This is a genomic window from Klebsiella sp. HN106 (genome assembly GCF_051209435.1).
Lineage (GTDB): Bacteria > Pseudomonadota > Gammaproteobacteria > Enterobacterales > Enterobacteriaceae > Klebsiella > Klebsiella oxytoca.
Genome location: NZ_JBLURD010000001.1, coordinates 1,285,179 through 1,310,732 on the forward strand (window position 1 = coordinate 1,285,179; position 25,554 = coordinate 1,310,732).

The 25,554-nt window shown below is 59.5% G+C and carries 22 protein-coding genes and 1 riboswitch; of the genes, 5 read left to right on the plus strand and 17 right to left on the minus strand.

What is annotated here, in order from left to right; translation table 11 throughout:
* Window positions 1-59: 59 nt before the first annotated feature.
* The 10 genes from ACSIPU_RS06025 to dalD form a co-directional block, all read right to left on the minus strand.
* Window positions 60-833 carry an ABC transporter ATP-binding protein gene (locus tag ACSIPU_RS06025; RefSeq protein ID WP_049095833.1) on the minus strand — a complete coding sequence of 258 codons (774 nt, stop codon included), beginning with the start codon at window positions 831-833 and terminating at the stop codon, window positions 60-62.
* A 10-nt stretch (window positions 834-843) separates the two neighbouring features.
* Entirely contained in the window at window positions 844-1,707 is an 864-nt protein-coding gene (locus tag ACSIPU_RS06030) for an ABC transporter ATP-binding protein (protein ID WP_004103764.1), read from the minus strand.
* On the minus strand, window positions 1,679-2,584 hold the full coding sequence (locus tag ACSIPU_RS06035) for an ABC transporter permease (protein WP_004103766.1): 906 nt from the start codon (window positions 2,582-2,584) through the stop codon (window positions 1,679-1,681). The genes ACSIPU_RS06030 and ACSIPU_RS06035 overlap by 29 nt, the downstream gene beginning before the upstream one ends.
* Complete coding sequence (locus ACSIPU_RS06040) at window positions 2,581-3,618, minus strand: ABC transporter permease (RefSeq protein ID WP_004114020.1); 1,038 nt, start codon at window positions 3,616-3,618, stop codon at window positions 2,581-2,583. The genes ACSIPU_RS06035 and ACSIPU_RS06040 overlap by 4 nt, the downstream gene beginning before the upstream one ends.
* Window positions 3,615-5,237, minus strand: a complete 1,623-nt coding sequence (locus ACSIPU_RS06045; RefSeq protein ID WP_142472501.1) for an ABC transporter substrate-binding protein — start codon at window positions 5,235-5,237, stop codon at window positions 3,615-3,617. The genes ACSIPU_RS06040 and ACSIPU_RS06045 overlap by 4 nt, the downstream gene beginning before the upstream one ends.
* A 119-nt stretch (window positions 5,238-5,356) precedes the next feature.
* Entirely contained in the window at window positions 5,357-6,511 is a 1,155-nt protein-coding gene (locus tag ACSIPU_RS06050) for a mandelate racemase family protein (protein WP_032728516.1), read from the minus strand.
* Between the two features lie 297 nt (window positions 6,512-6,808).
* Window positions 6,809-7,471, minus strand: coding sequence for a hexitol phosphatase HxpB (gene hxpB / locus ACSIPU_RS06055; RefSeq protein WP_032728518.1), 663 nt, complete (start codon window positions 7,469-7,471; stop codon window positions 6,809-6,811).
* 48 nt (window positions 7,472-7,519) lie between these two features.
* Complete coding sequence (gene dalT / locus ACSIPU_RS06060) at window positions 7,520-8,797, minus strand: D-arabinitol transporter (protein ID WP_142472500.1); 1,278 nt, start codon at window positions 8,795-8,797, stop codon at window positions 7,520-7,522.
* A gap of 69 nt (window positions 8,798-8,866) precedes the next feature.
* A complete protein-coding gene (gene xylB / locus ACSIPU_RS06065) occupies window positions 8,867-10,330 on the minus strand; it encodes a xylulokinase (RefSeq protein ID WP_142472499.1) in 1,464 nt (487 codons plus the stop codon).
* A gap of 9 nt (window positions 10,331-10,339) precedes the next feature.
* Complete coding sequence (dalD, locus tag ACSIPU_RS06070; protein ID WP_004114033.1) at window positions 10,340-11,707, minus strand: D-arabinitol 4-dehydrogenase; 1,368 nt, start codon at window positions 11,705-11,707, stop codon at window positions 10,340-10,342.
* A gap of 206 nt (window positions 11,708-11,913) precedes the next feature.
* Here dalD and ACSIPU_RS06075 point away from each other — a divergent pair, with 206 nt between their 5' ends.
* A complete protein-coding gene (locus ACSIPU_RS06075) occupies window positions 11,914-12,855 on the plus strand; it encodes a sugar-binding transcriptional regulator (RefSeq protein ID WP_004103788.1) in 942 nt (313 codons plus the stop codon).
* Between the two features lie 22 nt (window positions 12,856-12,877).
* Here ACSIPU_RS06075 and ACSIPU_RS06080 read toward each other — a convergent pair whose 3' ends face one another.
* The gene (locus ACSIPU_RS06080) at window positions 12,878-13,879 is read right to left on the minus strand and encodes a LacI family DNA-binding transcriptional regulator (protein WP_142472498.1); all 1,002 of its coding nucleotides are present in this window, start codon (window positions 13,877-13,879) and stop codon (window positions 12,878-12,880) included.
* Window positions 13,880-14,136: 257 nt separating this feature from the next.
* On the opposite strand from ACSIPU_RS06080, the gene ACSIPU_RS06085 reads away from it, so the two are divergent.
* Together ACSIPU_RS06085 and ACSIPU_RS06090 are read left to right on the plus strand one after the other, a co-directional pair.
* The gene (locus tag ACSIPU_RS06085) at window positions 14,137-14,886 is read left to right on the plus strand and encodes an SDR family oxidoreductase (protein ID WP_004114038.1); all 750 of its coding nucleotides are present in this window, start codon (window positions 14,137-14,139) and stop codon (window positions 14,884-14,886) included.
* A 30-nt stretch (window positions 14,887-14,916) separates the two neighbouring features.
* Window positions 14,917-16,512 carry an FGGY-family carbohydrate kinase gene (locus ACSIPU_RS06090; RefSeq protein WP_142472497.1) on the plus strand — a complete coding sequence of 532 codons (1,596 nt, stop codon included), beginning with the start codon at window positions 14,917-14,919 and terminating at the stop codon, window positions 16,510-16,512.
* 186 nt (window positions 16,513-16,698) lie between these two features.
* Here ACSIPU_RS06090 and fbaB read toward each other — a convergent pair whose 3' ends face one another.
* The 4 genes from fbaB to ACSIPU_RS06110 all read right to left on the minus strand — a co-directional run bounded on the left by fbaB (window position 16,699) and on the right by ACSIPU_RS06110 (window position 20,886).
* The gene (gene fbaB / locus ACSIPU_RS06095) at window positions 16,699-17,751 is read right to left on the minus strand and encodes a class I fructose-bisphosphate aldolase (protein WP_004103793.1); all 1,053 of its coding nucleotides are present in this window, start codon (window positions 17,749-17,751) and stop codon (window positions 16,699-16,701) included.
* Window positions 17,752-17,899: 148 nt separating this feature from the next.
* Entirely contained in the window at window positions 17,900-18,700 is an 801-nt protein-coding gene (gene thiD, locus ACSIPU_RS06100) for a bifunctional hydroxymethylpyrimidine kinase/phosphomethylpyrimidine kinase (protein WP_016809241.1), read from the minus strand.
* Window positions 18,697-19,470 carry a hydroxyethylthiazole kinase gene (gene thiM / locus ACSIPU_RS06105; RefSeq protein WP_024274477.1) on the minus strand — a complete coding sequence of 258 codons (774 nt, stop codon included), beginning with the start codon at window positions 19,468-19,470 and terminating at the stop codon, window positions 18,697-18,699. Before thiM ends, thiD begins: the two co-directional genes overlap by 4 nt.
* Window positions 19,471-19,504: 34 nt before the next feature.
* Window positions 19,505-19,601: riboswitch (TPP riboswitch) on the minus strand.
* A 358-nt stretch (window positions 19,602-19,959) separates the two neighbouring features.
* Complete coding sequence (locus tag ACSIPU_RS06110; RefSeq protein ID WP_168217130.1) at window positions 19,960-20,886, minus strand: LysR family transcriptional regulator; 927 nt, start codon at window positions 20,884-20,886, stop codon at window positions 19,960-19,962.
* 120 nt (window positions 20,887-21,006) lie between these two features.
* On the opposite strand from ACSIPU_RS06110, the gene ACSIPU_RS06115 reads away from it, so the two are divergent.
* On the plus strand, window positions 21,007-22,818 hold the full coding sequence (locus tag ACSIPU_RS06115; RefSeq protein WP_024274478.1) for an adenine deaminase: 1,812 nt from the start codon (window positions 21,007-21,009) through the stop codon (window positions 22,816-22,818).
* 2 nt (window positions 22,819-22,820) lie between these two features.
* A complete protein-coding gene (locus ACSIPU_RS06120; RefSeq protein ID WP_023321315.1) occupies window positions 22,821-24,164 on the plus strand; it encodes an NCS2 family permease in 1,344 nt (447 codons plus the stop codon).
* 88 nt (window positions 24,165-24,252) lie between these two features.
* On the opposite strand, the gene ACSIPU_RS06125 is transcribed toward ACSIPU_RS06120, so the two are convergent.
* The gene (locus ACSIPU_RS06125) at window positions 24,253-24,402 is read right to left on the minus strand and encodes a hypothetical protein (RefSeq protein WP_158414353.1); all 150 of its coding nucleotides are present in this window, start codon (window positions 24,400-24,402) and stop codon (window positions 24,253-24,255) included.
* Window positions 24,403-24,485: 83 nt separating this feature from the next.
* Window positions 24,486-25,406 (minus strand): LysR family transcriptional regulator, encoded by a 921-nt coding sequence (locus ACSIPU_RS06130; protein ID WP_004103805.1) that lies wholly within the window; start codon window positions 25,404-25,406, stop codon window positions 24,486-24,488.
* Window positions 25,407-25,554: the final 148 nt, after the last annotated feature.

Sequence of the window (25,554 nt, forward strand, 5' to 3'; positions counted from 1 at the left end):
TTTCAAAGTTTTATCTATAAAATGGGCGCATTTCCCGCGTGACAAATGCGCCATAAAGCTTAGTATGCCGCCACCTCGCGCGCCATTTCGCGCGTATATTGCCGACTGGCGTTGACCAGCATCTGCGTATAGGCCGTCCGCGCCTCGCCGCTGACCAGCGCATCGACCGTCAGGGTTTCAAGGATCTTCCCGTACTGCATCACCGCCACGGTCTGGCATAAATGGGCAATAACCCCGAGATCGTGAGTAACCATCAGGTAAGTGAGCTTAGCCTCCTGCTGCAATTCTGCCAGCAGATTGAGGATCTCCGCCTGCACCGACACATCCAGCGCCGACGTCGGCTCATCCAGCAGCAGTACCTGAGGCTCAAGAATCAGCGCTCTGGCTATCGCCACGCGCTGCCGCTGCCCGCCGGAGAGCTGATGCGGATAGCGCTCGCGAAAGGCACGGTTGAGGCCAACTTTGTCCAGCAGCGCATTGATCCGCCGGTCGCGGTCGTTGATACGATGGATCTGCAGCGGCTCTTCGAGGATATCGCCAATGGTGTGACGAGGATGCAGCGATCCGTAGGGGTCCTGAAATACCATTTGCACCTGACGGCAGCGCTTGCGGCTGATTTCATGCCCTAAGCGCTGACCATCGATGGCCAGCTCCCCCTGCCAGTGGGTAAACAGCCCCGCCAGGCACTTGAGCACCGTCGTTTTACCGGAGCCGGACTCGCCTACCAGACCGTAGATCTCGCCGGGCTTAACGTGGAAACTGACGTCATACAGCACCTGGTTACGCTTATCCCCCTCGCCAAACGCGAGGTTGAGATGTTGAACTTCAATCATCATCCGCTCCTTATTCCGTTAACCAGCTGGCCTGACGCTGCAGCACCGGCAGTATCGGGCGACGATGCTGCATATCCGGCAGCGAGTTAATCAATCCCTGAGTATAGGGATGACGGGCGTTATCGAGATCTTTAGCAGCGATGGACTCCACTACCCGCCCGGCGTACATCACCAGTACGCGGTCGCAGAAGCTGCGCACCAGGTTGATATCGTGGCTGATAAAAATCAGCCCCAGCCCGCGCGACTGAACCAGGTCATCCAGCAGGCCCAGCACCTGCAGGCGCACCGACACATCCAGCGCGGAGGTGGGCTCATCGGCAATGATCAGTTCCGGGTCGGTAATCAGCATCATGGCGATCATGATGCGCTGCCCCTGTCCGCCGGATATTTCATGCGGATAAAGCTGATAAACGCGCTCCGGCTGGCGAATACGCACCACCTCCAGCATCTCCAGCGCCCTGGCTTTCGCCTCATCTTTGCGCCCGGGATGATGAGTAAGCCAGGCCTCGGCGATTTGCTTACCCACGCAGACCACCGGATTAAGCGAATATTTCGGGTCCTGCATAATCATAGAGATACGTTTGCCGCGTACGCCGCGCATTTGCGCTTCGCTAAGATGCTGCAGATCGAGGTCGGCAAACTGCATCCGGCTGGCGCTGACGCGGGCCTTTTTCGGATGCAGCTGCAGCAGCGCGCGCCCAACGGTGGACTTACCCGAACCGGACTCGCCGACAATCGCCAGCTTTTCGCGCCCCAGTTGGAAGGAGACGCCGCGCACGGCATGGGTCACCGCGCTGCCGTTAACAAAGTCGACGCACAGATCGCGCACGTCGAGCAGCGGAGCATTATTCACTGCGGGGATCGAGGATGTCACGTAGGCCATCTCCTAAGAAGTTGAACGCTAAGCTGTTGATCAGAATCGCCAGCCCCGGAATTGTTACGACCCACCAGCACTCCATCATATAAGTGCGCCCGCTGGAGATCATCGCTCCCCACTCCGGCTCCGGCGGCTGCGCGCCGAGCCCGAGAAAGCCGAGACCGGCCGCGGTCAGAATGATCCCGGCCATATTCATGGTGATACGGATAATGACCGAGGGCAGACACAGCGGCACGATATGGCGCCAGAGGACGCGGGACGATGAAGCGCCCTGCAGACGCACGGCGGAGATAAAATCGGCCTGGCGCAGAGAGAGCGTTTCGGCGCGCGCCAGACGGGCTATCGGCGGCCAGGCGGTAAGCGTGATGGCGATAACCACATGCTCCAGCCCCGGCCCTAAGGCGGCGACAAACGCCAGCGCCAGAACCAGGCTCGGGAAGGAGATGAAAATATCGGTGACGCGCATCAGCACCATATCGACTTTACCGCCGAAATAGCCGGCGCTGACGCCCAGCAGCAGCCCGAGCGGACCGACGGTCACCGAGACCAGCAGCACGATATAGAGCGTGATGCGCGAGCCGTACACCAGGCGACTAAAGATATCCCGGCCAAACTCATCGGTGCCGAACCAGTGCTGCGCATTCGGCGCGACCAGCGCGCTGTTCAGGTCCTGCACCAGCGGGTTATAAGGCGCAATCAGCGGCGCGAAAATCGCCACCACCAGCAGCAGAAAGATAATTCCTCCGCCGATGGCCGTTAGCGGGTTGCGCGCCATTTTGCCGATAAACCCGACGGCCCGCGCCGCCGCGCGTTGCAGCCGCTGACGGCCTTCGCCCGCACCGCCCGAAAGCGGCGAATCCAGAGAAACGGTCATGATTTTGTCCTCGGGTCAAAGAATTGATACAGCATGTCGGAGAGCAGGTTGAGCATCACGAAGATCACTCCCACCAGCAGCACGCAGCCCATCACCGCATTCATATCGCCCAGCAGCAGGCTACCGGTAAGATAGGAGCCGAAACCCGGCCATGAGAAGACGGTTTCAATCAGCACCGCGCCTTCCAGCAGCGCGCCGTAGGCCAGCGCCACCACCGTCAGCAGCTGCACGAGGATGTTACGAAACGCATGGTTCCAGATGACCTGACGCTCGGTCAGCCCTTTCACCCTCGCGGTAATAATGAACTCCTGCGACAGCTGGGCCAGCATAAAGCTGCGGGTCATACGGCTGATATAAGCCAGCGAGTGAAAACCCAGCAGCGAGGCGGGAAGAATCAGATGATTAATGGCGTTCCAGAACACCTGTCCGTTTCCTGCCAGCAGCGCATCAACGGTCATCAGGCCGGTACGGCGCGGCACAATGCCGTCCAGACCGAGGTCTACCCGCCCGGCGCCGCCCACCCAGCCGAGCCAGGCATAGAACACCAGCAGCCCCATCATTCCGACCCAGAAAATCGGCGTCGAGTAGCCCGCCAGGCTGATAATGCGTACCACATAATCGGAGACGCTATTGCGCCGCGCCGCCGCCAGCACGCCCAGCGGAATTCCGAGACCCGCGCCGACGAGAATCGCCATCGTCGCCAGCTCCATGGTGGCCGGGAAGACGCGGATAATATCGTCCACCACCGGTTTCCCGGTCAGCAGCGCATTGCCCAGATCGCCGTGCAGCAGGTTGACGAAATAGATGCCAAACTGGGTGGCCAGCGATTTATCAAACCCCAGCTGCTGGTAAACCTGCTGATAGGTACTCTGGTCAGCATCCGGACCGACGATCGCCAGCACCGGGTCGATAGGCATGACGCGGCCAATGGTAAAGGTCAGCAGCAGCAGGCCGAACAGCGTAATCACCACCTGCAGCAGCCGTTTGGATAAGCGCCGGCCGCGTGAGCCGGGCGCAAGGATTGCGGTACTCATCCTTTCTCTCCTTCGCGGACTTTATAGACGTCACGCAGAAAAGTGGTGGCGGAGGGGTGCGGCTGATACTCTCGTACCTCGTTGCGCACCACCACGGAATCGACCATCTGCGAAAGCGGAATTAAAGCCGGAACCAGCTGGTCGTAGCGCGCCTGGATGGCCTGGTAGTCAGCCACCTGTTTTTGCGGATCGCGTTCCAGCAGGGCCTGGTCAATCATCGTATTGAGCTGCGGGTCGTAAAAACCGGTACGCCAGCCCTGAAAGTTGGTCAGACGCGCCTCATCGCTGTTATCCGGGTTATAGACCAGCGCGCGCAGGCTGGAGTGCGGATGCGGCTCCATTCCGCTGCCGCCGCGTCCCACCAGCAGGTCAAATTTACGCTCGCGCATCGCGCCGTATATCTGGTTACCGGTGCCGGTGATGATTTTGGCGTTAATACCCGCCTGCATCAGCGTCGACTGCACGGCGATACCGATGTTAAGAAATGGCTGATCGGAGAGGACCCGCAGCGTGGTATCAAAGCCGTTGGGATAACCCGCTTCCGCCAGCAGCTTTTTCGCCCGCGCCACGTCCAGCTTATAGCCAGGGTCAGGCAACGTAGACGGCATGCCCGCCTTAATCGGTCGCTGATGCAGCACGCCGTAGCCCGGCATCAGCGCTTTATTGATACCCTGGTAATCAATCAGATAGCGCACCGCTTCGCGCACTTTCGGTTGGGCGAAGTGCGCCTCTTTCATGCTCATCGCCACGTAGTACATGGTGCCGCGCTGCACCGCATCGACGGTCAGCTGCGGGTCGCTGCGCAGGGCGTTAATGTCGGAAACCGCCATATTGTTGGCAATATCGAGGTCGCCTTTTTCGATCATCAGACGCAGGGTTTGCGACTCCTGGAAATGGCGCAGCACCACGCGGCTCATTTTCGCCTCGCCGCGCCAGTAGTCAGGATTGCGCTTCATGCGCAGCACATCTTTTGCCTGCCAGGTTTCCAGCGTAAACGGCCCGGAACCGGCTTCATGGGTGGTCAGCCAGCGGTTACCCCAGTCGTTATCCTGCTGGTGGCTTTGCACCGTTTTACTGTCCAGCACCCCGAGGTTGCCCAGCGCCGCCAGCGAGTAAATCACCAGCTGCGGATCGTTATCTTTGGGTAACTCGATTTGCACCGTGAAGCGGTCCGGCGCGCTGACCTGGCTGTCGATATTTTTCTTACTGAAGCCATAGGATTTCCATACCGAGGCCTGAGCCAGGTTGAGGTGCAGGATGCGCCGCATTGACCACACCACGTCAGCGGCGGTCAGCGGGTTGCCGGAGTGAAACTTAACGTCGTCGCGCAGATGAAAGGTCAGGGTTTTGCCGTCGGGGCTGATATCCCAGGATTTCGCCAGCGCGGGCTTAACGTTGGTGAGCTGTTCAGGGTCAAGCTCCACCAGCGAGTCGTAGAGGTTGACCACGATACCCACCACTTCGTTACCGGTCATCGCCGCCGGGTCAAGGGTGAGCAAGTTATTCATATTCATGCCGATGATGAGCTGATCGGGCGGCGTTTTCGCCACCGCCGCCCCGCTTCCCATCGACACGGCGAGCGTGAATAAGCACGCTGCCAGTAGGGAGGTTTTTTTCATATCTCTGTTTGCCTGTACTGTAGGGTACATGTTGCCGGATGGCGGCATTTTCGCTTTATCCGGCCTACCGGGCCGCAGACCCGATAAGCGCAGCGCCATCGGGCATTTATTTTTTTGAATCAGTCGTGGCTAACGGTATTGGCTTCGATATACGCAAAATTAATGTCTTCGCCGAGGCCCGGACGTTGTGACAAATGCACAAATCCCTGGTCATCCATCGGGTCAACAATGCTATTGAGATAAGCCGCCGGTTCATCGTAGTCGAGGAACGGATGCAGCAGGCCGCGCTCGTACCAGCGGCAGTTGCGGATCGCGCCGACCACCGCCAGGCTTGCCGCGCCGTTGCCGTGGACTTCGCAATCCATGCCGAAAGATTCCGCCAGCGCCGCGACCTTCATGGTCGGGGTAATACCGCCCACGCCGTTAGCGCCGGCGCGCAGAATGTCGCAGGCTCCGGCTTTCACCCATTCGGCGCGCATGTGGTGCTTGCCGCCGAAGCTCTCCGGCCCGACGATGGGGATCGACAGGTTTTCCGCCAGCCACGCGTAGGAGGACATCGAATCCTCCTCCATCGGCTCTTCAAACCAGGCGAAATTGAGTTTTTCCAGCTCTTTGCCGATCCACAGCGCCTCGGCGCGGCTGTACCAGTGATAGCCGTCAATCATCAGGTCAATATCCGGCCCCACCGCTTCGCGCACCGCCGCGCAGGCTTTAATATCCATTTTGGGATTGGGCGCAAAAGAGATTGGCGGCATCCAGGTGTGCAGCTTGATGGCCTTGTAGCCGCGGGCGACCAGCTTTTCGGCAAAGGCGGCATACTCCTCCGGGGTCGACAGACCACCCGGCAGATCGTCGCCGCACATCGTGCTGCCGTAAGCCGGGACGGTGTCGCGATAGCCGCCGAGCAGCTTGTAAACCGGCATCTTAAGGCTGCGGCCTATCAGGTCCCACAGCGCCTGTTCAATAAACGACAGCGCGCGCTCCGTTAGCTGATGTGCACTACCGCGCTGCCAGTGGTTAAGATCCTGCCAGATACGCTCGCGGTTAAACGGGTCCTGCCCCACCAGCACTTTGCGGAAAAAAGTATTCACCACGAACGGGCGCACGACTTCCGGAGGCGCAAACGAAAAACCCTGCGCCCCATCATCAGCGGTGATGGTCAGCATCGCCATTTTAGCCATGCTTTCAGCCCCCGGATGGGAGTGCCCGGCGCTGTCGGAAACCCGACGTGTGGGATACTGGAAAACGGTGACATTCACAGATTCAATTTTCATGCTCAATCCTTATCACGGCCAAATCCGATCGATAGAAGCAAATCGGCAAAGTGGTTTCACATTATTGAAAATACGTTTCAATATCTAATCTAAGCACAATTACGTAGCAGTGCCTCGGACAAACACCGCTAAGCAAGGCAATAAATTTGGGCATTGGCACAACAAGACGTGACTGTTTTCACAAAAGATGAGTGAAATGTGAGGCGGATCGGCATGGAGAAAAAAGGGCGTGAGCGCAGAAGAGAGAGTGACCGACCGTGTACATCCCGGGATTTTCTGCGCTCACGAAAGCGTGAGTTATGCGACCGCCTCTGGCTCGGCGGTGAGGGCTTCCAGCAGTTCAGGCAGCGCCCGGTAGCGGCCAGCGGCGGCCTGAAAACGCGCGTGCTGGCTATCTTCGGCAATCACTATCGTGGCAATCCCCGCCGCCCGGGCCGCGCTAAAGCCGTTGAAGCTGTCTTCGATCACCAGGCAACGGCTGGCGTCGAGATTAAGCTTATCCAACGTCGTCAGATAAACCGCCGGATGCGGCTTGCCCTGCGCTTCATCATCCGCGCTGCAAATCACATCAAAATAGTGCCAGAGCGAGAGCTTGTTCAGCACGGCGGCGATAACCTGCCGGGACGAGGAGGTCGCGAGCGCAATTTTATAACCGGCATGGCGAAAATAGCGTAACGCCTCATGCACCCCGCGCATCGGCTCGCCTTCGGCGGCGATCAGGCCGGTAATACGCTGCAATATCGCGGCTTCAAGCCGCTGCGGAACAAGCTCAAGCTGGCAATGGCGGCACCAGGTGCGGGCAATTTCGTCGAGGCGTTTGCCTTTGGTCAGCGTTTCGCACTCCTCGACGCTCGCCGTTGCCCCCCACTGCGCGAGGGCGTCGATTTGCGCCTGCCGCCACAGGCTTTCGGAATCAATAATCACGCCATCCATGTCAAAAATCACTGCCTGAATACTCATCATTCACCTCATTAAGGCTGGCATGCCTGGCATGCCAGCCGCATCACCTTAAGAGAACTCCACCTGCTCGCTGGCCGGCGCTTCCTTGTGGGAAAATCCCGGCTGCTCGACGCGGATAAACGCACAGAGGAAAAAGGCCGCCACGTACAGCGCGGTATAGGCGATCACCACTCCGATGGTGCTAAAGAACGGCAGCAAAATCACCGCAATAGCCGGTGCGAGAAAGTTCGACATCCCCGCCGACAGGTTGTAGACCGAAATGGCCGCGCCTTTGTGCTTCGGCTCCAGCGCCGGGAAAACCGCCGCCAGCGGAACAAACGCGGCGACAAAGATCCCCAGGGCGATAGCCGGAAGCAGCGCCATCGCGAAGTTATGTCCGAAGTGCTGCGGAATGTAATAAAACGCCAGGCTGGAGACCGCCATACCGATGCAGCCGAACCAGCGCACCACCTTCATCCAGCCCAGTTTTTCGCCCAGAATGCCCCACAGCACGTTAGAGAAAATGGTGGTAAAGAAGAAGACCGCCCACACCTGCAGCCATTCTGAGGTGGTGAAGCCCAGCTCATCGACGAACATCATCGGCATAATCACCGCAAAGCCGAACAGCGAGAGCGTATTGATAATTCGCACCATGCTCGACAGCAGAATATTGCGGTTGGTATAGAGCAGCGTCGCCGCGCGGCCCAGTTCGGCAAACTTCTCGCGGGTGGTCAGGTTCTGCATATGGTGCGGCGTTTTAATATGGCGCAGGGAAGCCAGCGCAATGATGCCGCCGGTGACGCAGAAAGCGAGCGCCAGCCACAATGTCCCCAGCTCGCCGATATGCGGGATGGTAAAGCTCGGAATATAGCTGCCGAATACGCCGATGCCGATGGAATAGACCGCCCAGAACCAGCCGATCGCCGAGCTGGCGTTATCGCTTTTCACGTTGTGGATAATGGCGACGATAAACGAGTAAAGGAACAGCGGATACGCGAAGCCGCGGATGCCGTAGAAAACCAGGATCAGGGCATAGTTCGCGTGACCAAGGCCGAAAACGAGGAACAGCACGTGGAACACGCACCACAGCACGAAGCCAATCATCATGGTCTTCAGCGGCGTGATGATTTCCGCCACCACGCCGGAGATCCACGCCGACAGCGCGGCGGCCAGGCCGTAGAGGGTAAAGGCGAACGATGCCTGCGCCGGGGAGAACCCGAGCTCTTTGATGTAGTGCGACAGGAATGCCAGTTCAAAACCGTCGCCGGTCATAAATACGGCAATGGCGATGTATCCCCAGAGCAGGTTCAGGGGTAAACCGAGCCACTGTTTATTATTGATGGACATAATGACCTCGTTTTTAGGGTACAGGAGGCCGCTCCGGTCAGTTCACCGGAGCGGTTATGGTGATAAAAATTAATGCTGCCGATAGTTCAGATCGTTTAAATACAGGGCCTTAAACTGCGCATAGCGCCGCATCAGGGTTTGATGGCGTACCGGGTCCGCGCGCCAGGTCTGCCAGATCTCCGGTTTTTCACAGACTTCGGTAATCGGTTTGCCCGCCGCCAGGCAGGCCAGCCGCGCCGCGCCCAGCGCGCCGCCGGTCTCACCGCCTTTGTGGGTCACCACCGGCATATCGAGGATATCGGCCAACAGCTGCGCCCAGAACGGGCTGCGGGCGCCGCCGCCAACCAGCGAACATTGTTCGATCTGCGTACCGCTCTCTTTCAGTACCTGCAGACCGTCGCTGATGCCGAAGCTCACCCCTTCCAGCACCGCGTAGCCGAGCTGGGCGCGCAGGCTGGAGTGGGTCATGCCCCAGAACATGCCGCGCGCGTCAGGATCGTTGTGCGGCGTACGTTCGCCGGAGAGATAGGGTAAGAAGAACGGCGCGTGGGACTTCTCCTCTTCGCTAAGTTCGGCAATCTCCTCCAGCAGCGCCACTTCCGTGGTGCCGGTCAGGCGGCAGAACCACTGCAAACAGCTGGCGGCGCTGAGCATCACGCTCATCTGATGCCACAGATTCGGCAGCACGTGACAAAACGCATGGACCGCCGACTGCGGAGCCGGACGATAGGCGTCGGTTACCACAAACAGCACGCCGGAGGTACCGAGCGAAATAAACGCATCCCCCGGTGAAACCGCCCCGACGCCGATGGCGCTGACCGCGTTATCGCCACCGCCGCCGGCAACCGCTACCGAGGCATTCAGCCCCCAGCGTTCGGCCACCTGCGGGTCAAGGGTCGCGGAAACCTCGCAGCCTTCGACCAGCGTCGGCATCTGGCTGCGCGACAGCCCGCATTTATCCAGCAGCGAGTCGGACCAGTCGCGCTTCGCCACGTCCAGCCACAGCGTCCCGGCGGCGTCGGACATATCGGAGACTTTCTTCCCGGTCATCCGGTAGCGCAGATAATCTTTCGGCAGCAGTACCGTGGCGGTGCGCTGAAAGTGTTCCGGCTCATGACGGCGTACCCACAGCAGCTTCGGTGCGGTAAAGCCGGGCATCGCCAGGTTTCCCGCCACCTGATGCAGCTCCGGCGCCATCTCCTCCAGCTCCGCACACTCCGCGGCGCAGCGGGTGTCGTTCCACAAGATTGCCGGGCGAATGACCTCCCCGCCGGCATCCAGCAGGACCGCGCCGTGCATCTGCCCGGAAAGGCCAATGGCCTTAATGGCTGGCCAGTGCTGTGCGCATTTTTCCCGCAGCGTGGTCATCAGATACTCTGTCGCCTCCCACCATGACTGCGGCGACTGTTCTGACCAGTGCGGGTGAGGCCGCTGAATGCTCAGCGGCGCGCTATGGCTGGCAATAACCTCATTGTTCTCATCAATGACCAGCGCTTTCACTTCCGATGTGCCGAGATCGATACCCAGATACATAGCCACCTCTTAGTTAATCAGCGTATAAACTGCCGCGACTTTTTCGCGCATCAGCGCGAGGAAATCGGCGTTTTCAGCGAGTTCGCCAAATAGCGCTTTATCGCGGGCATACAGCGCCAGCGGATCGCTGGCTTCGAACATCTGATGCACCGCCTGCGCGTCAAGAATGCCGTCCTGGTATTCATACGGCAGACTTCCCTTATGCCACTGTTCCATAAAGACGAAGAACAGCGCGGGCAGCATCGCGGTCGCTTCCGGGCGGGCGCCGCGCTGGTAGCACTCCTGCAGGGTTGGGGCGATCATCGCCGGAATTTTCGAGAAACCGTCGGCGGCAACGCGCTGGTTCGTGTCCTGGATATACGGGTTGGTAAAGCGCTTAAGCACCACATCGCGATAGGTTGGTAAATCAATGCCGTTATCGCCAAGGCAGGGGATCACATCTTCCGTAACGTAGCGGTCGGCAATGGCGTAGATGAAATCCGTTAGCGTACTTTCATGAATATACTGCTGGCCGATTAACGTCCCCGCCCACGCAATGCAGCTATGCGACGAGTTCAGAATGCGAATTTTCGCCTCTTCATAAGGAATAACCGATGCAACCATCTCCACGCCAACCGCTTCCAGATTCGGGCGCTCATCGCGGAAATTGTTTTCCACCACCCACTGGATGAAGGTCTCACCCATCACCGGCGCGCTGTCGTCAATGCCGGTTTGCGCTTTGATGCGCGCGGGCAGGTCTGACGCCGGACGCGGAGTGATACGGTCGACCATGGTGTTCGGGCAGGTCGTGTTGGCGGCCATCCAGTCAATCACCGCCTGCTTGCCGGTTAGCTGCAGGAACTCAACCATGCCGTCGTGGAAGCGCTCGCCATTATGGCGCACGTTATCGCAGTTCAGCAGAGTCAGCGGCCCGGCGTTGTCCGCCATACGCTTTTCCAGGATCCGCGCGATAGTACCGTAAATCGTTTTGCACTCCCCTGCCAGATCGGCCTGCAAGTCGGGGTTGCTGGTTTCCAGCTTATGGCGGGTATTCAGGTAGTAGCCGCCTTCCGTCACGGTGAAAGCGATGACTTTGGTCTGCGGGTTTGCCCCTTCGTTAATCAGCGGCTTGAGCCCGGCCTGCCACGGCAGCAGTTTCTGAATTGAGGTGATCTCTTCATATTCACGTTCCCCTTCAGGGCTGACGGTTTCCAGCACATAGCGCCCACCCTGAGCTGCCAGCGCCTGGACCACCTGCTCGGCGTCGTTGCGGATATTCCCCGCCGCAATGTGCCAGCGCTTATCTCCGGAAGCAATCAAACGATGCAGATACCACGCCTGATGGGCGCGATGAAAAGAACCCAGACCAATGTGAAGCCATGTGAATTGATTGTTCATGTTCTGCTCTCCTTGAGTTGATGGCGTCACTGTAAATGATCATTTGACCAAAATAAGAGCCACGGATCACAAAAGAACAATTACCCATTAAAATTACAATTGACCAGAAAAGAGCAAAAGCTTGCCAGTTTTACCAACCACGGCGAGAATGCGGTTATTCGCCGGGCGAAATTATCGCCGCGGCCAGAAACTTAGGGCAGGAAACCATGAGCAAAGAAGATGATATTCGGCTGGATCAAAAGGTCCGCGCCGCGTGGATGTACTACATTGCCGGGCAGAACCAGAGCGAGATCGCCAGCCAGCTTGGCACGTCGAGGCCGGTGGTACAGCGGCTGATCGCCGCCGCGAAAGAAGAAGGGATTGTGTCGATCGGGCTGCATCATCCGGTGGCCAACTGCCTCGATTATGCGCTGTTACTGCAGGAAAAGTACCGGCTTATCGAGTGCAATATCGTGCCCGCCTTTAGTGAAGAAAGCACCCTGGATAGCGTCTCCTTCGGTTGCTATCAGCTGATGGCCCGCTACCTGCAGGACGATAAAGAGAAAATCATCGGTCTGGGTTCCGGCCTGACCCTGAAAAAAGCGCTGCAGCGTATCGATTTCGACAGTCAGAATACCCGCTGCGTCGCGCTGATCAGCGCCATGGACGCCGACGGCCAGTGCAACTATTACGATGATGTCCCGCTGCTGCTGACCAGCAAAATTAAGGCGAAGTACTATCAGTGGCCCGCGCCGCGCTACGCGCAGACGCAGGAAGAGTACGACATGTGGTGTACCAGCCGGCTGTTCCGCAGCGTCTCCGCCGTCGCCCGCCAGGCGGACGTTATTTTTGTCGGCATTGGGCCATTAGGCACCCAAAGCCCTATTTTTAAAGACGGCTTTATCAATCAGGCCCAGATGGATGAAGTGACGGCGCAAGGCGGTATCGGCGAGATTATGGGGCGCTTTATCGATGCCGAAGGCGGAGTGGTGGATAGCGAAATCAACAGAATGATCACCAGCTACGATATCCGCCAGAATCAGTGTCCGCGCATCGCGGTGGCATGCGGCGAGTACAAACGCCCGGCGATTCTGGCGGCGCTTAAAGGCGGCTGGATCAACGGTCTGGTGACCGACGAGCACACCGCCCGCTGGCTGCTGACGCGCTAAGGTCAAACAGCCAGATAGCGACTCAGCTGCTGCTCATCAGTAGCGGCGGAATTTCAATCCGCTGCTGGCCGGCATCGCCGGAGTCGATAATCGTAAACACCGCTTCCAGCATCGCCGGCACGTCCTGCTGCACCATGTCGATATCGTGCCCCAGCAGATAGACAAACGGGTCCCAGTCGAAGCAGCCCATCGGCGGCTGCTCGCTGCCGGTGAGTCCTGCCTGCGACAGCCAACGTACGACCCCCTCCAGCGATATCGTTGAGTTGACAAATATGCCCTGCAACGGAACCTTCGCGTTGCCAAACCGCTCCTGCAGGCAGGCTTCGACTTTGCCTTTCGAATAGCCGGGAGCCAGAATGTTCGCCTGCGGCACGCTCAGCCCCTGCTCGCGATGCGCGTCGTGGAAGCCGCGTAAACGTTCGCTGGTGTTATGGTCGCTGCTGCGCCCGCCAATGAACGTCAGCGGCGCCATCTCTCCCCGGCGGCGAGCGCTATTCGCCAGGATCTTATGGGTCAGCGCTTTCGCGCCGCCGTAGTTATCCGAAATCACCGACGGTGCGATAGTCCCCGGTAGATCGAGATTGACCGTTGGCACGCCCGCCTGCTGGCATAGAGCGGAAATTTTATCCGGATTGGTCGCCCCGGTCGCCACCACCCAGTCAACCTGCCAGGAGAGCATCGCTTTCACCGCTTCGAGCTCCAGCTCGGGGCTTCGGCGCGTACAGGTGATAATCGGCAGCAGGCCCCGTTCGCGAGCCATCTCCTCAAAGCGTTCGGCGATCGAACCGAAATAGCGGTTATCGTATTTGGGGATAATCATGCCGATGACGCGCGATTTTTTGCTGCGCAGCATGCTGGCCTGGCGGTTAATCGCGTAGCCCTGCTCCTCGGCAATCCGCGTCACCTTTTCGGCAAGCTTTGCGCTGATGCGGCGCTTTTTCCAGTTGCCGTTGAGGATAGCGCTCACCGCGCTCGCCGAAACGCCGGAAAGTTCCGCCAGGTCGTAAATCGTGATTTTCTTCATTTTCCCAACTTGCGTCACAAAATCATTTCGCTGTTAATTTCCCCACTTGCTCAATCGATGAAGCTAGCGCAACATGAGCTTCATCGATTGAGCTTCCATCTTACTTTCCGAAGTATTAACGCATTCAGCATTAATATTCCAGAAAACCTGCAGAAATGACGCTCATATTCAATACCTTAACAAGTTTTCGTCTCTAACGTCGAACGCGATGCCCTCGCGCTCGACAGTGCCAACCAGACTCTGTAAAGGATTATAAAATGAACCACTCTGTCTCCTCTATGAATACTTCCCTTAGCGGTAAAGTCGCCGCCATTACCGGCGCGGCGTCCGGTATTGGCCTCGAATGCGCCAGAACCCTGCTGGGCGCCGGCGCAAAAGTGGTGCTTATCGACCGTGAAGGGGAAAAGCTCAATAAACTTGTTGCCGAACTCGGTGAAAACGCCTTCGCCCTGCAGGTTGACCTGATGCAGGCGGATCAGGTTGATAACCTTCTGCAGGGAATTTTGCAGCTCACCGGGCGTCTTGATATTTTCCACGCCAACGCCGGAGCTTATATCGGCGGACCGGTGGCCGAGGGCGATCCGGACGTCTGGGATCGCGTGCTGCATCTCAATACCAACGCCGCCTTCCGCTGCGTGCGTAGCGTCCTGCCGCATCTTATCGCGCAAAAGTCCGGGGACATTATCTTCACCAGCTCTATCGCGGGCGTGGTGCCGGTGATCTGGGAGCCTATCTATACCGCGTCGAAATTTGCTGTCCAGGCGTTTGTTCATACCACCCGTCGCCAGGTTTCACAGTACGGCGTGCGCGTCGGCGCCGTGCTGCCGGGCCCGGTAGTCACCGCCCTGCTGGATGACTGGCCGAAAGCCAAAATGGACGAAGCGCTGGCCAACGGCAGCCTGATGCAACCGATTGAAGTGGCCGAGTCGGTGCTGTTTATGGTGACGCGGTCGAAAAACGTCACCGTACGCGACATTGTGATCCTGCCGAACAGCGTGGATCTCTGACCGTTCAACCAGACTGTGTGAGAGGATATTATGCAACATATTATTGGCGTCGATGTTGGCTCAGGCAGCGTTCGCGCCGGCGTGTTCGACCTGCGTGGCGAACTTCTCGCCCACGCAACCCGGGAAATTACCCTGTTTCGCAGCGCCGGAAGCGTGGTCGAACAGTCAAGCCGCGAGATCTGGCAGGCGGTGTGCTACTGCATTAAAACGGCGGTGGCCAGCGCCGGAGTCGCTCCATCGTCGATTGCCGGGATCGGCTTCGATGCCACCTGCTCGCTGGTAGTGATTGGCGATAACGACGTGCCGCTGGCGGTCGGGCCTTCGGAAGATGCGGATCGTAACATTATTGTCTGGATGGATCATCGCGCCACCGGCCAGGCGGAAAAGATTAACGCCACGGGCCACGCGGTGCTGCAGTACGTTGGCGGCAAAATCTCGCCGGAGATGGAAACGCCGAAAATTCTCTGGCTGAAGGAGAACCGCCCGCACATTTATCAGCAGGCGCGCCACTTCTTCGACCTCGCCGATTATCTCACCTGGCGCTCGACCGGCGATTTAGCCCGCTCAGTCTGTACTGTGACCTGTAAATGGACCTACCTGGCGCATGAACAACGCTGGGATGCCAGCTACTTCCGCCAGATTGGCCTCGAAGAGCTGGCGGATGAAGATTTTGTCCGCATCGGCCAGCGGATTGTCGATCCGGGAACCCCCTGCGGCGACGGCCTTTGCGCCACGGCGGCAGAGGAGATGGGGCTGCCGATCGGTACGCCGGTAGCGGTCGGTATGATTGACGCCCACGCGGGCGGCATCGGCACCGTCGGCGTGCTTAACGGCGCGGTTAACAATATGGCCTACGTCTTCGGTACCTCCTCCTGCACCATGACCACTACTCAGGAAGCGGTATTCGTGCCCGGCGTCTGGGGGCCGTATTACTCGGCGATGGTGCCAGGGTTCTGGCTGAGTGAAGGTGGTCAGAGCGCGGCCGGAGCGGCCATCGACCAGCTGCTGAGCTTCCACCCCGCCGCCGCAGAAGCTAAGTCGCTGGCCAAAGCGCGCGGCGTCCCGCTACCGGTTTATCTTGCCGATAGCGTGCTGGCGAAGGTAGATAATCCGTCAGCGGCGGTCAAACTTGCCGACGGCCTGCACGTGGTGCCCGAGTTTTTAGGTAACCGGGCGCCGCTGGCCGATCCGCAGGCGAAAGCGATTATCGCCGGCCTGGGGATGGAGCGGGATCTGGACAATCTGATGGCGCTCTACGTCGCCGGATTGTGCGGCATCGGCTACGGTCTGCGGCAGATTATTGACGCCCAGAAGGCGTGCGGCATCCGCAGCGAGAATATCGTCATCAGCGGCGGGGCCGGTCAGCATCCGCTGGTGCGCCAGCTGCTGGCGGACGCCTGCGGAGTGAGCGTGGTGAGTACCGAATCCAGTGAACCAGTGCTATTAGGTTCGGCGATTCTTGGCGCGGTGGCCGGTCATATCGCGCCTTCCCTGCCAGAAGCGATGAAGCAGTTTACCCGGGTGGATAAAACCTACCGCTGCGTAGAACAATTTAGCGCCGATCATCAGCGGCGCTATGAGGCGTATAAAATGCTACAGCACACGGCGCGGCTGATTCGCGAGTAAGCAGGAACCCGGAAGCGGCGCTTGACGCGCCTGTCCGGGCTAGCGGCCCGCAGATAGCTGTGAACCCGCACCCTGCTCTCGATGGGGCCTCCGGGCCGCAGACGGCGGTGAGCCGGTAGCCCGGCCAGGCGCAGCGCCGCCGGGGAAGGCAGACGACGCTGTTGCTTTACAGGGTTATATAGCCTGTTAAGCGATGGTGACTTTGCCGTCCAGATAAACATCCTGCACGGCATTGATCAGCTTCACGCCGTCGGCCATCGATTTTTTAAACGCCTTACGGCCCAGAATCAGCCCCATGCCGCCTGCGCGCTTATTGATAACCGCGGTGCGTACGGCGTCGGACAGATCGGTTTCCCCGCCCGCCGCGCCGCCGGAGTTAATCAGCCCGGCGCGGCCCATATAGCAGTTCGCCAGCTGGTAACGCACCAGGTCAATCGGATTATCGCTGGTGAGCTTGCTATAAACCCGGTCATCGGTATAGCCGAAGTTCACCGCTTTATAGCCGCCGTTGTTTTCCGCCATTTTCTGCTTCACGATATCCGCGCCGATGGTCGCCGCCAGGTGGTTGGCCTGACCGGTTAAGTCAGCGGAAACGTGGTAGTCGACGCCATCTTTCTTAAACGCCGAATTACGCAAATAGGCCCACAGCACGGTCACCAGACCAAGCTCGTGCGCGCGCTCAAAAGCGGCGGAAATCTCTTCGATTTGCCGACGGGACTGTTCGGAACCGAAATAGATCGTCGCCCCGACCGCCACGGCCCCCATATTGAACGCCTGCTCGACGCTGGCATACAGCGTCTGGTCATATTCGGTCGGGTAGCTCAGCGTTTCGTTATGGTTCAGCTTGACCAGGAAGGGGATGCGGTGCGCATAGCGGCGCGATACCGAGGCCAGCACGCCATAGGTGGAGGCCACGCAGTTACAACCGGCCTCAATGGCCAGTTCGACGATATTTTTCGGATCAAAGTACAGCGGGTTGGCGGCAAAAGAGGCGCCAGCAGAATGCTCTACGCCCTGGTCGACCGGCAGGATCGACAGATAGCCGGTTCCCGCCAGGCGGCCGGTGTTATACAGGGTTTGCATATTACGCAGCACCGCCGGCGGACGGTTGTTATCAACCATCACCCGATCGACGTAATCCGCCCCCGGTAAATAGAGCTGGTCGGCTGGAATTGTCATACAGCGGTGCTGTAAAAGCGTGTCGGCATCTTTGCCAAGCAACTGCGTAATATCAGTCATAGCTATCTCCCGTAAGTGCCGGTCGAAACCGGCATGCGTTTTCCCAACCCAATTATTTTGGGCAGGTTAAGCCTGGTACCGACTCAGCAGATTTTCCAGCCGGGAGCCTATTTTTTCAGCATAGTCTGCTGACCCGTTGTCTTGCCGTTTACCACCAGGCGTGAAAATGGTGTACCGGACCGATGCCGTGTCCCACTTCCAGCGAATCCGCCTGCGCCAGCGCCGCCGACAGCCAGCCTTTGGCTTCCGCCACGGTTCGCCCCCAATCCTCGTAACGCGGACGCAGGGCCGCCAGCGCCGCCGATAGCGTACAGCCGGTACCGTGGGTATTTTTAGTCTGGACTCTCGGCGCGGTAAAACGCCGCTCCTCTTCGCGGGTAAACAGCCAGTCCGGGCTTTCCGCATCATCGAGATGGCCGCCTTTCATTAATACCGCTCCACAGCCCATGCCCAGCAGCGCTCTGCCCTGCTCCAGCATCTCCTGTTCCGTTCTGGCATGCGGCGCATCCAGCAGCGCCGCCGCTTCCGGCAGGTTCGGAGTGATCAGCGAGACCTGCGGCAGCAGGCGCTGGCGCAGCGTTTCCACCGCCGACGCCGAGAGCAGCGGATCGCCGCTTTTCGCCAACATGACCGTATCCAGCACCACATTTTTAATCTGATAACGCGCCAGCCGTTCCGCCACCGCTTCAACGATATCAGTTTCCGCCAGCATCCCGATTTTGGTGGTATCGATGCGCACATCGCTGAAGACGGAATCGAGCTGCGCGGCGACAAAATCAGGCTCTATACGATAAACCGACTGGACGCCAAGGGTGTTTTGCGCCACCAGCGCGGTGATGACCGAGCAGCCGTATGCCCCCAGCGCCGAGAAGGTTTTGAGATCCGCCTGGATCCCCGCACCGCCGCTCGGGTCGGTGCCGGCGATGGTTAGCGCATTAATTCGTTTCACAGATCGCCTCCCGCATAGAGCGCATCGAGGAAGGCGGGAGTAAAGCTGCCGGGGCCGCCCTGCTGCGCCGCTTTCCCCCCCGCGAGCTTCATCAGCCCGCAGGCCGCGGCCACGTTCTCCAGCCGATCGCCGGGCATCGCCGCAGCGGCGGCAACCACCGCCGACAGCGCGCAGCCGGTGCCGACCACCCGGGTCATCAGCGGATCGCCGCCGGTGACCATGCGAATGCGCTGGCCGTCGGTGACGTAATCAACCTCCCCGGTCACCGCGACCACGGTATTCAGCTGGCGGGCTAACGCCTGGGCTGCGGGCAGCGCTGCGGCGGCGGTATCGGTCGTATCGACGCCGCGCCCGCCGCCGCTCATTCCGGCCAGCGCCATGATTTCCGACGCATTACCGCGAACGGCGGCAGGCTGCAGCGCTAGCAGCTCCAGACAAAATTCTGTCCGTAAGGTCAGCGCGCCGACCGCTACCGGGTCCAGCGTCCAGGGTTTGCCCGCCTGCGTTGCGCTACGCGCCGCCGCGCGCATCGCCTCCGCACGCTCAACGGTCAGCGTGCCGACATTAATCAGCAGCGCATCGGCAATGGCGGCAAACTGGCTGGCTTCGTCCGGATCGATAACCATCGCCGGCGATGCGCCAATCGCTAACAGGACGTTGGCGGTAAAGGTCTGCACCACGTCGTTGGTCATGCAGTGAACAAGGGGAGAATGGCGGTGAAAAAGGTGCCGCAGATGGGCAATATGCGCGGGGTTCAGCAGGTCAGACATCGTTTGCTCCCGCCAGGCGATGAAGAAGCGACGACCCTGCGGTCTCTGACTTCCCTACGCTGGCATTATCCAGATCAGGTGGTACGGGTTTTTCTCAGCCTTCACAAGGAAGGGCACCCCGAGTCATTGAGAGATAAAAACGTTCTCAGCGGGCAGGTTACGGTAAGTCGCCGGACAACGCAAGCTGGCCCGGCTCGGCAAGATTTGTTCCAACATGCATGGGGAAGGACTATCCCCGCTCGCGCGGGGAACTCTCTGTCTGAGATTTTCCAGGGCCTGGCGCGCCCGGTTTATCCCCGCTCGCGCGGGGAACTCTCTAAATGTATCCTATTGTTTTATATCAACTTTATTCGCACGGAATAATCTACTGACATTTCTGCAACAAATTAATTTTTTAAAGAGGCATAACCCTTTGATTTTAAAGGGTACAAAAACTATTTCGTTACCTCTCTCGCATTTCACCACAAGCCGTAGAGAGAGCAACGCCCGCTATAGATTCACTTCCCGCAGCGAACTCAGTAATAGTGCAAAACATTCCTCGATCAGCGGCGGCAGAGGCTGCGGTCCGCGCATCAGTGCCACGGTTCGCGTCAGCGCGGGCTGCTGAAGCTGCGCCACCTTTAACACCGGATCCTGAAGGTGGGTAGTATAAAGCTCAGGCAGAATCGCCACCGCCAGCCGCGAGCGCACCAGGCCGTAAAGCGTCTCGATATAGTCAACCTGATAACGCGTATTCAGCGTGAGGCGATGGCTCTCGGCCAGCGCGCCGACCAGACGCTGAATATTGCCCTTTGAAAACACCGCGATATCGCGCCCCGCGAGCAGCTTCCACGGCAGATGCGGCTGCCCGGCCAGCGGATCGTCGCCGTGCAGCACCGCCACAAACGGATCTTCGCGCAGAGGATAAACCTGCAGCTCAGGCGGTAACGAACTGTCTATTGCGCCAACGGCAAAATCTATCTTTCCCGACTGCAGCTCGCAGAACAGGGCGTCGTTGGTCTGATCGTGAAACTCCACCCTCAGGCGCGGAAACGCCTGGGCCAGCGTTTGCGGCAGCAGCGGAAACAGCAGCGAACTCACCGAAGGCACTAAGCCAATACGCACCGTTCCGTCGCCGCCGGCTTCGACTATCTGCTGCATATCCTGAAAAGCCAGCTGCGCCACGCTCAACACTCGCCGGGCGTGGGGCAAAATCGCCGCCCCCAGCTCGGTTAAGGTCACCGCCGAAGCGGTACGGTTGACCAGCTTGCCGCCGAGCACCGTCTCGATTTGCCGCAGCGCGCTGCTTAGCGCCGGCTGGCTGATAGCCAGCCGGTTAGCGGTGTCGGTGAAGTGACGCAGCTGGGCCAGGGTCACAAAGTACTGAATCTGCTTGAGAGAGAGCGCGGGCAGCCGCTGCCAGGGTTCGGTCATCATGTTTTCGTCAACGGTGAGCATGCAGAATAACCCGAAGTTATCGGGCGATAAATTTATTCATCTGGGCAAACGTTTGCTCTGCCCCTAGAGTATCCCCATTATCCTTGTGCCGGAGTTGTTATGTCCAGCAGTGCTGAAACCCGCCGCCGCGCCGTCCAGGCCGCGCGCGGAGAATCCCCGTTCGATTTATTATTAACCGACGCGCAGATTGTCGACATGGCCACCGGAGAAATCCGCGAGGCCGACGTCGGGATCGTCGGTGAAACGATCGCCAGCGTGCATCCGCGCGGCAGCCGCTCCGATGCCCTCGAACGCCGCTCGCTGGCGGGATGTTTCCTGTCGCCGGGGCTGATGGATACGCACGTTCACCTTGAAAGCTCTCACCTGCCGCCTGAACGCTATGCCGAAATCGTGCTGGCTCAGGGCACCACGGCAGTATTCTGGGACCCGCACGAGCTGGCCAACGTACTGGGCGTCGAAGGCGTGCGCTACGCCGTCGCTGCCAGCCGCCATCTGCCGCTGCAGGTGATGGTTGCGGCGCCTTCCAGCGTGCCGTCGACGCCGGGACTGGAGATGTCCGGCGCCGATTTCGCCGGCGCGGAGATGGAAACCATGCTGGCCTGGCCGGAAGTCTGCGGCGTTGCTGAAGTGATGGATATGCACGGCGTGCTGCACGGCAGCGAGCGGATGCAGGAGATCGTTCAGGCCGGGTTGAACAGCGGCAAGCTGATCGAAGGCCACGCGCGCGGTTTGAGCGGCGCGGATCTGCAAGCCTATCTTGCCGCCGGGGTCACCTCCGATCATGAGCTCACCTCGGCGGCCGATGCGCTGGAAAAACTGCGCGCCGGGCTGACTATCGAAATTCGCGGCTCGCACCCTTACCTGCTGCCGGATATCGTTAACGCGCTGAAAACGCTGCCGCATCTTTCCTCGCAAATCACCGTCTGCACCGACGATGTGCCGCCGGATATGCTGCTGGAAAAAGGCGGCATTATCGCCCTGCTCAACCTGCTGATTGAGCACGGACTGCCGGCTACCGACGTCCTGCGCTTCGCCACCTTAAACGCGGCGATCCGTCTGCAGCGTAACGATTTGGGGCTGATTGCTGCCGGACGCCGCGCCGATCTGGTGGTTTTCGATTCTTTATCCCGACTCAACGCGCAGGAAGTTTACGTCGCCGGTAAGCTGATTGCCCGCGATGGCGCCCTGCTTCAACCCATTCCGTCGGCGGCGGGCGTTACCCCGCCGCGCGATACCCTGCAGATGCCGCCGCTCAGCCCTGACGATTTTATCCTCCGCGTTGGCGCCATTCGCCACGGCGTCGCCCGTCTGCGGCATATTCGCGGCGCGCGCTTTACCCAGTGGGGAGAAGTTGAGGTGCAGGTCCGCGATGGCCGGGTGCAAATCCCGGAAGGATTTAGCCTGATTTGGGTTAAGCACCGCCACGGTCGTCACCAGGCGACGCCGCAAATTGCGCTGCTGGAAGGCTGGGGCGAACTGCGCGGCGCCATCGCCACCAGCTACTCTCACGATTCTCACAACCTGGTCGTGCTCGGACGCGATGCCGACGAGATGGCGCTGGCGGCGAACCGCCTGATCGAATCCGGCGGCGGCATGGCGCTGTCGCAGCAGGGAAAAATCCTTGCCCACGTGGCGATGCCGATCGCCGGGATGCTTTCTGACTTACCCGCCCCGGAGCTGGCCAGAGAGTTCCGCCAGCTTCGCGACCTGAGCGCAGAAGTCGCCGACTGGGAGCCGCCCTATCGCGTGTTTAAGGCTATCGAGGGTACCTGCCTTGCCTGTAACGCCGGGCCGCATTTAACAGATTTAGGTTTGACCGACGGCAGCACCCGCCAGATAGTCGAGCCGCTGATAGACTGCCGGGAAATCCCGGAACACACAGAACACAACAATAAACATCAGGGAGCCTGAGCATGGCCGACAATACCCTTAACTCACCCGCGCAGGGAAGCTGGCTGGAGCGCCGTTTTGCCTTGTATTCCCGCGGCAGCACGCTGCGCACCGAATGCCTCGCGGGCATCACCGGTTTTCTCGCCGCCGCCTATCTACTGGTGGTTATCCCCGGCCTGCTGGCGGTGGGCGGGATGGATAAAGGCGCGGCAACCACCGGCACGATTCTGGTGTTCGTCGGCGGCACGCTGCTGATGGCGTTTTATGCCAACCTGCCGTTTATCGTCGGGCCGGGCATCGGCGGTTCGGTGCTGGTCGGCGTCACGCTGGCGGGCAGCGAAGGCATTGGCTGGCAGATCGGGCTTGGTATCGCCTGCTGGTCGGGGATTCTGTTTTTCCTGCTGACCAAATTCGGCCTGCGTGAAGTGGTAACCCGTTCGGTGCCGCAGTCGATCAAGCTCGGTCTGACGGCGTCCATTGGGCTGTTCGTCGCGGTATTGGGCTTCCGTAACGCCGGACTGGTGCTGGCTAACGCCAAAACCAACGCCCTGATGCTCGGGGATTTCCTTTCGCCGGGGGCGCTGGTTGCGCTCTGCGGGCTGTTTCTGGCCATTGCCCTGCAGGCAAGAAAAATCCCCGGCTCGATTCTGTGGGCGATTCTCTTTGCAACCCTGGTCGGTATTCCGATGGGCGTTACCAGACTCCCGGGCAGTTTTATCGATATGCCGCATTCGCTGACGCCGGTGCTGGGGCAAATCGATATGCTGGGCGCGCTGAATATCGCCTTTCTGCCGTTCCTGTTCGTCTTTTTCGCCTCAGAGTTCTTTTCCACGATGGGCACCACTCTGGCCGTGGGCGGCGAAGCGGGTCTGCTGGATGAAGAAGGCAATATGCCGCATATCAATCGCCCGTTTATGGTCGACTCGATCGCTGCGGCTATAGGTCCCTGGCTGGGTATTCCGGCGGCGACCGCGCTGATTGAATCCTCGGCGGCAGCGGAAGCCGGCGGTAAAACCGGGTTAACCGCGCTGTCGGCGGCGGTAATGTTTCTCCTGATGCTGCTGTTTACGCCGGTGGCGCTGATGATCCCGAAAGAGGCGACCGCACCTGCGCTGATCCTCATCGGCCTGAATATGTTCAGCGGCCTGCGCAAAGTGGATCTGGCTAACTTCACCGACGGCCTGCCGGTGCTGATGATGGTGATGATTACGCTGATTGCCAATAGCTTCGGTACCGGGATTGCCGGCGGGCTGCTGTTTTATGTCGTGATCAAAACCATCGCCGGCAAATGGCGGGAAATCCCCATCGGCCTGTGGATCCTTGCGATTCCGCTGGTCTACTACTTTGCCACGCTGGTGAAGCATTAAGCTTCGCGCCGATCGTTCTCCCGGAGGCGGCGCTGACGCGCCTTGTCCGGGCTACCTGTCCGCAGATTGCTGTGAACTCGTAGCCCGGTCAGCGCAGCGCCACCGGGGAAAAGCCACGCCGATGCTTCACCCCGACACCGTTCCCGGAGGCGGCGCTGGCACGCCTGTCCGGGCTACCGGCCCGCAGATTGCTGTGAACTCGTAGCCCGGCTAAGCGCAGGGTATGAACCGGAAACATGGGTAGCACTTTAGACCGGAAACATGGGTAACAGTTATAACTGACACCGTTCCCGGAGGCGGCGCTGACGCGCCTTATCCGGGCTACCGGCCCGCAGAGAGCGCGCTGGAATTAACCGCTTCGCACGCCTCTTTCACCGCCTCATACAGCAGCCGTACCGCAGGCGAAAGCTGTTTGCGGTGCGGGCAAATCATATTCAGCGGCACCACGTCGCCCTGGTAGTGCGGCAGCAGCACCTGGAGTCGCCCTGCACGAATATCGTCGCCGACGTCGAGTTCAGATTTGTACGCAATCCCCTCACCGGCAATCGCCAGGCGGCGAATCACCTCCGCATCATCGCTCACGATAGTGCCGGAAACCTGCACGTGGTGTACTTTCCCTTCCCGGCTCAACGGCCAGCGGTCAAACGCCCTGCCGCGCAGCACGTAGGTGAGCGCATTATGTCGCGCCAGCTCTTCCAACGTTTGCGGCTCGCCGTTTTCAGCTATCCAGCCGGGCGAAGCCACCAGCACTCGTCGGTTATCGGGCGCGACGGGCAGGGAGATAAACGAAGCATCGTCGTTATCGCCGTAGCGAAAGGCCACGTCCACCGGATCTTTAAACACGTCGGTCCGATGATCGGAAAACAGGATCCGCAGACGCAGCGCAGGATGACGCTGGCGAAAGCCGCGAAAAACGCGCAGAAGCAGGTTGCGCCCGAGATCGGACGGCACGGCAATTTGTAACGTACCGCGAACTTCGTCATCCGGCGTGCGGATTTTTTGCAGCCCGGCGTGCAGCGTATCGAGCATCTGCGTGGCGTAGGGCAGCCAGGCCTCGCCTTCCGGCGTCAGGCGCAGGCTCCGCGTTGAACGGGCAAAAAGACGAATATTCAACGTCGTTTCCAGACGCTTGATCGCCGCACTAACCTGCGCCGGCTGCAGCCCGGCCTCTCGCGCCGCATCGCTGAAGCTGCTTAGCGCCGCAGCGCGGACAAACAGAGCCAGATCTTCCAGCCTTAACATAGACACTCCCGAACCCGGATTATTCTCAAAACAGGCGCAACCAGGCGAAAAACATCGTTGCCTCACCGTTTGCTTACACTTTTAACGAAACCAACGCTTGCCATTTCCTTGAGGTATCAGGAATCATACGAGGCTGCGATTGAGTGTC

Coding starts and splice junctions, on each gene's coding strand:
- ACSIPU_RS06120 (WP_023321315.1), top strand. CDS start 22,821: ATGGCCGACAATACCCTTAACTCACCCGCGCAGGGAAGCTGGCTGGAG.
- fbaB (WP_004103793.1), bottom strand. CDS start 17,751: ATGACTGATATTACGCAGTTGCTTGGCAAAGATGCCGACACGCTTTTA.
- xylB (WP_142472499.1), bottom strand. CDS start 10,330: ATGTATCTGGGTATCGATCTCGGCACATCGGAAGTGAAAGCGCTGGTC.
- ACSIPU_RS06080 (WP_142472498.1), bottom strand. CDS start 13,879: ATGAAGAAAATCACGATTTACGACCTGGCGGAACTTTCCGGCGTTTCG.
- ACSIPU_RS06035 (WP_004103766.1), bottom strand. CDS start 2,584: ATGACCGTTTCTCTGGATTCGCCGCTTTCGGGCGGTGCGGGCGAAGGC.
- ACSIPU_RS06045 (WP_142472501.1), bottom strand. CDS start 5,237: ATGAAAAAAACCTCCCTACTGGCAGCGTGCTTATTCACGCTCGCCGTG.
- ACSIPU_RS06090 (WP_142472497.1), top strand. CDS start 14,917: ATGCAACATATTATTGGCGTCGATGTTGGCTCAGGCAGCGTTCGCGCC.
- ACSIPU_RS06115 (WP_024274478.1), top strand. CDS start 21,007: ATGTCCAGCAGTGCTGAAACCCGCCGCCGCGCCGTCCAGGCCGCGCGC.
- hxpB (WP_032728518.1), bottom strand. CDS start 7,471: ATGAGTATTCAGGCAGTGATTTTTGACATGGATGGCGTGATTATTGAT.
- dalD (WP_004114033.1), bottom strand. CDS start 11,707: ATGAACAATCAATTCACATGGCTTCACATTGGTCTGGGTTCTTTTCAT.
- ACSIPU_RS06050 (WP_032728516.1), bottom strand. CDS start 6,511: ATGAAAATTGAATCTGTGAATGTCACCGTTTTCCAGTATCCCACACGT.
- ACSIPU_RS06125 (WP_158414353.1), bottom strand. CDS start 24,402: ATGTTTCCGGTTCATACCCTGCGCTTAGCCGGGCTACGAGTTCACAGC.
- dalT (WP_142472500.1), bottom strand. CDS start 8,797: ATGTCCATCAATAATAAACAGTGGCTCGGTTTACCCCTGAACCTGCTC.
- ACSIPU_RS06130 (WP_004103805.1), bottom strand. CDS start 25,406: ATGTTAAGGCTGGAAGATCTGGCTCTGTTTGTCCGCGCTGCGGCGCTA.
- ACSIPU_RS06085 (WP_004114038.1), top strand. CDS start 14,137: ATGAACCACTCTGTCTCCTCTATGAATACTTCCCTTAGCGGTAAAGTC.
- ACSIPU_RS06110 (WP_168217130.1), bottom strand. CDS start 20,886: ATGATGACCGAACCCTGGCAGCGGCTGCCCGCGCTCTCTCTCAAGCAG.
- ACSIPU_RS06075 (WP_004103788.1), top strand. CDS start 11,914: ATGAGCAAAGAAGATGATATTCGGCTGGATCAAAAGGTCCGCGCCGCG.
- ACSIPU_RS06040 (WP_004114020.1), bottom strand. CDS start 3,618: ATGAGTACCGCAATCCTTGCGCCCGGCTCACGCGGCCGGCGCTTATCC.
- thiM (WP_024274477.1), bottom strand. CDS start 19,470: ATGTCTGACCTGCTGAACCCCGCGCATATTGCCCATCTGCGGCACCTT.
- ACSIPU_RS06025 (WP_049095833.1), bottom strand. CDS start 833: ATGATTGAAGTTCAACATCTCAACCTCGCGTTTGGCGAGGGGGATAAG.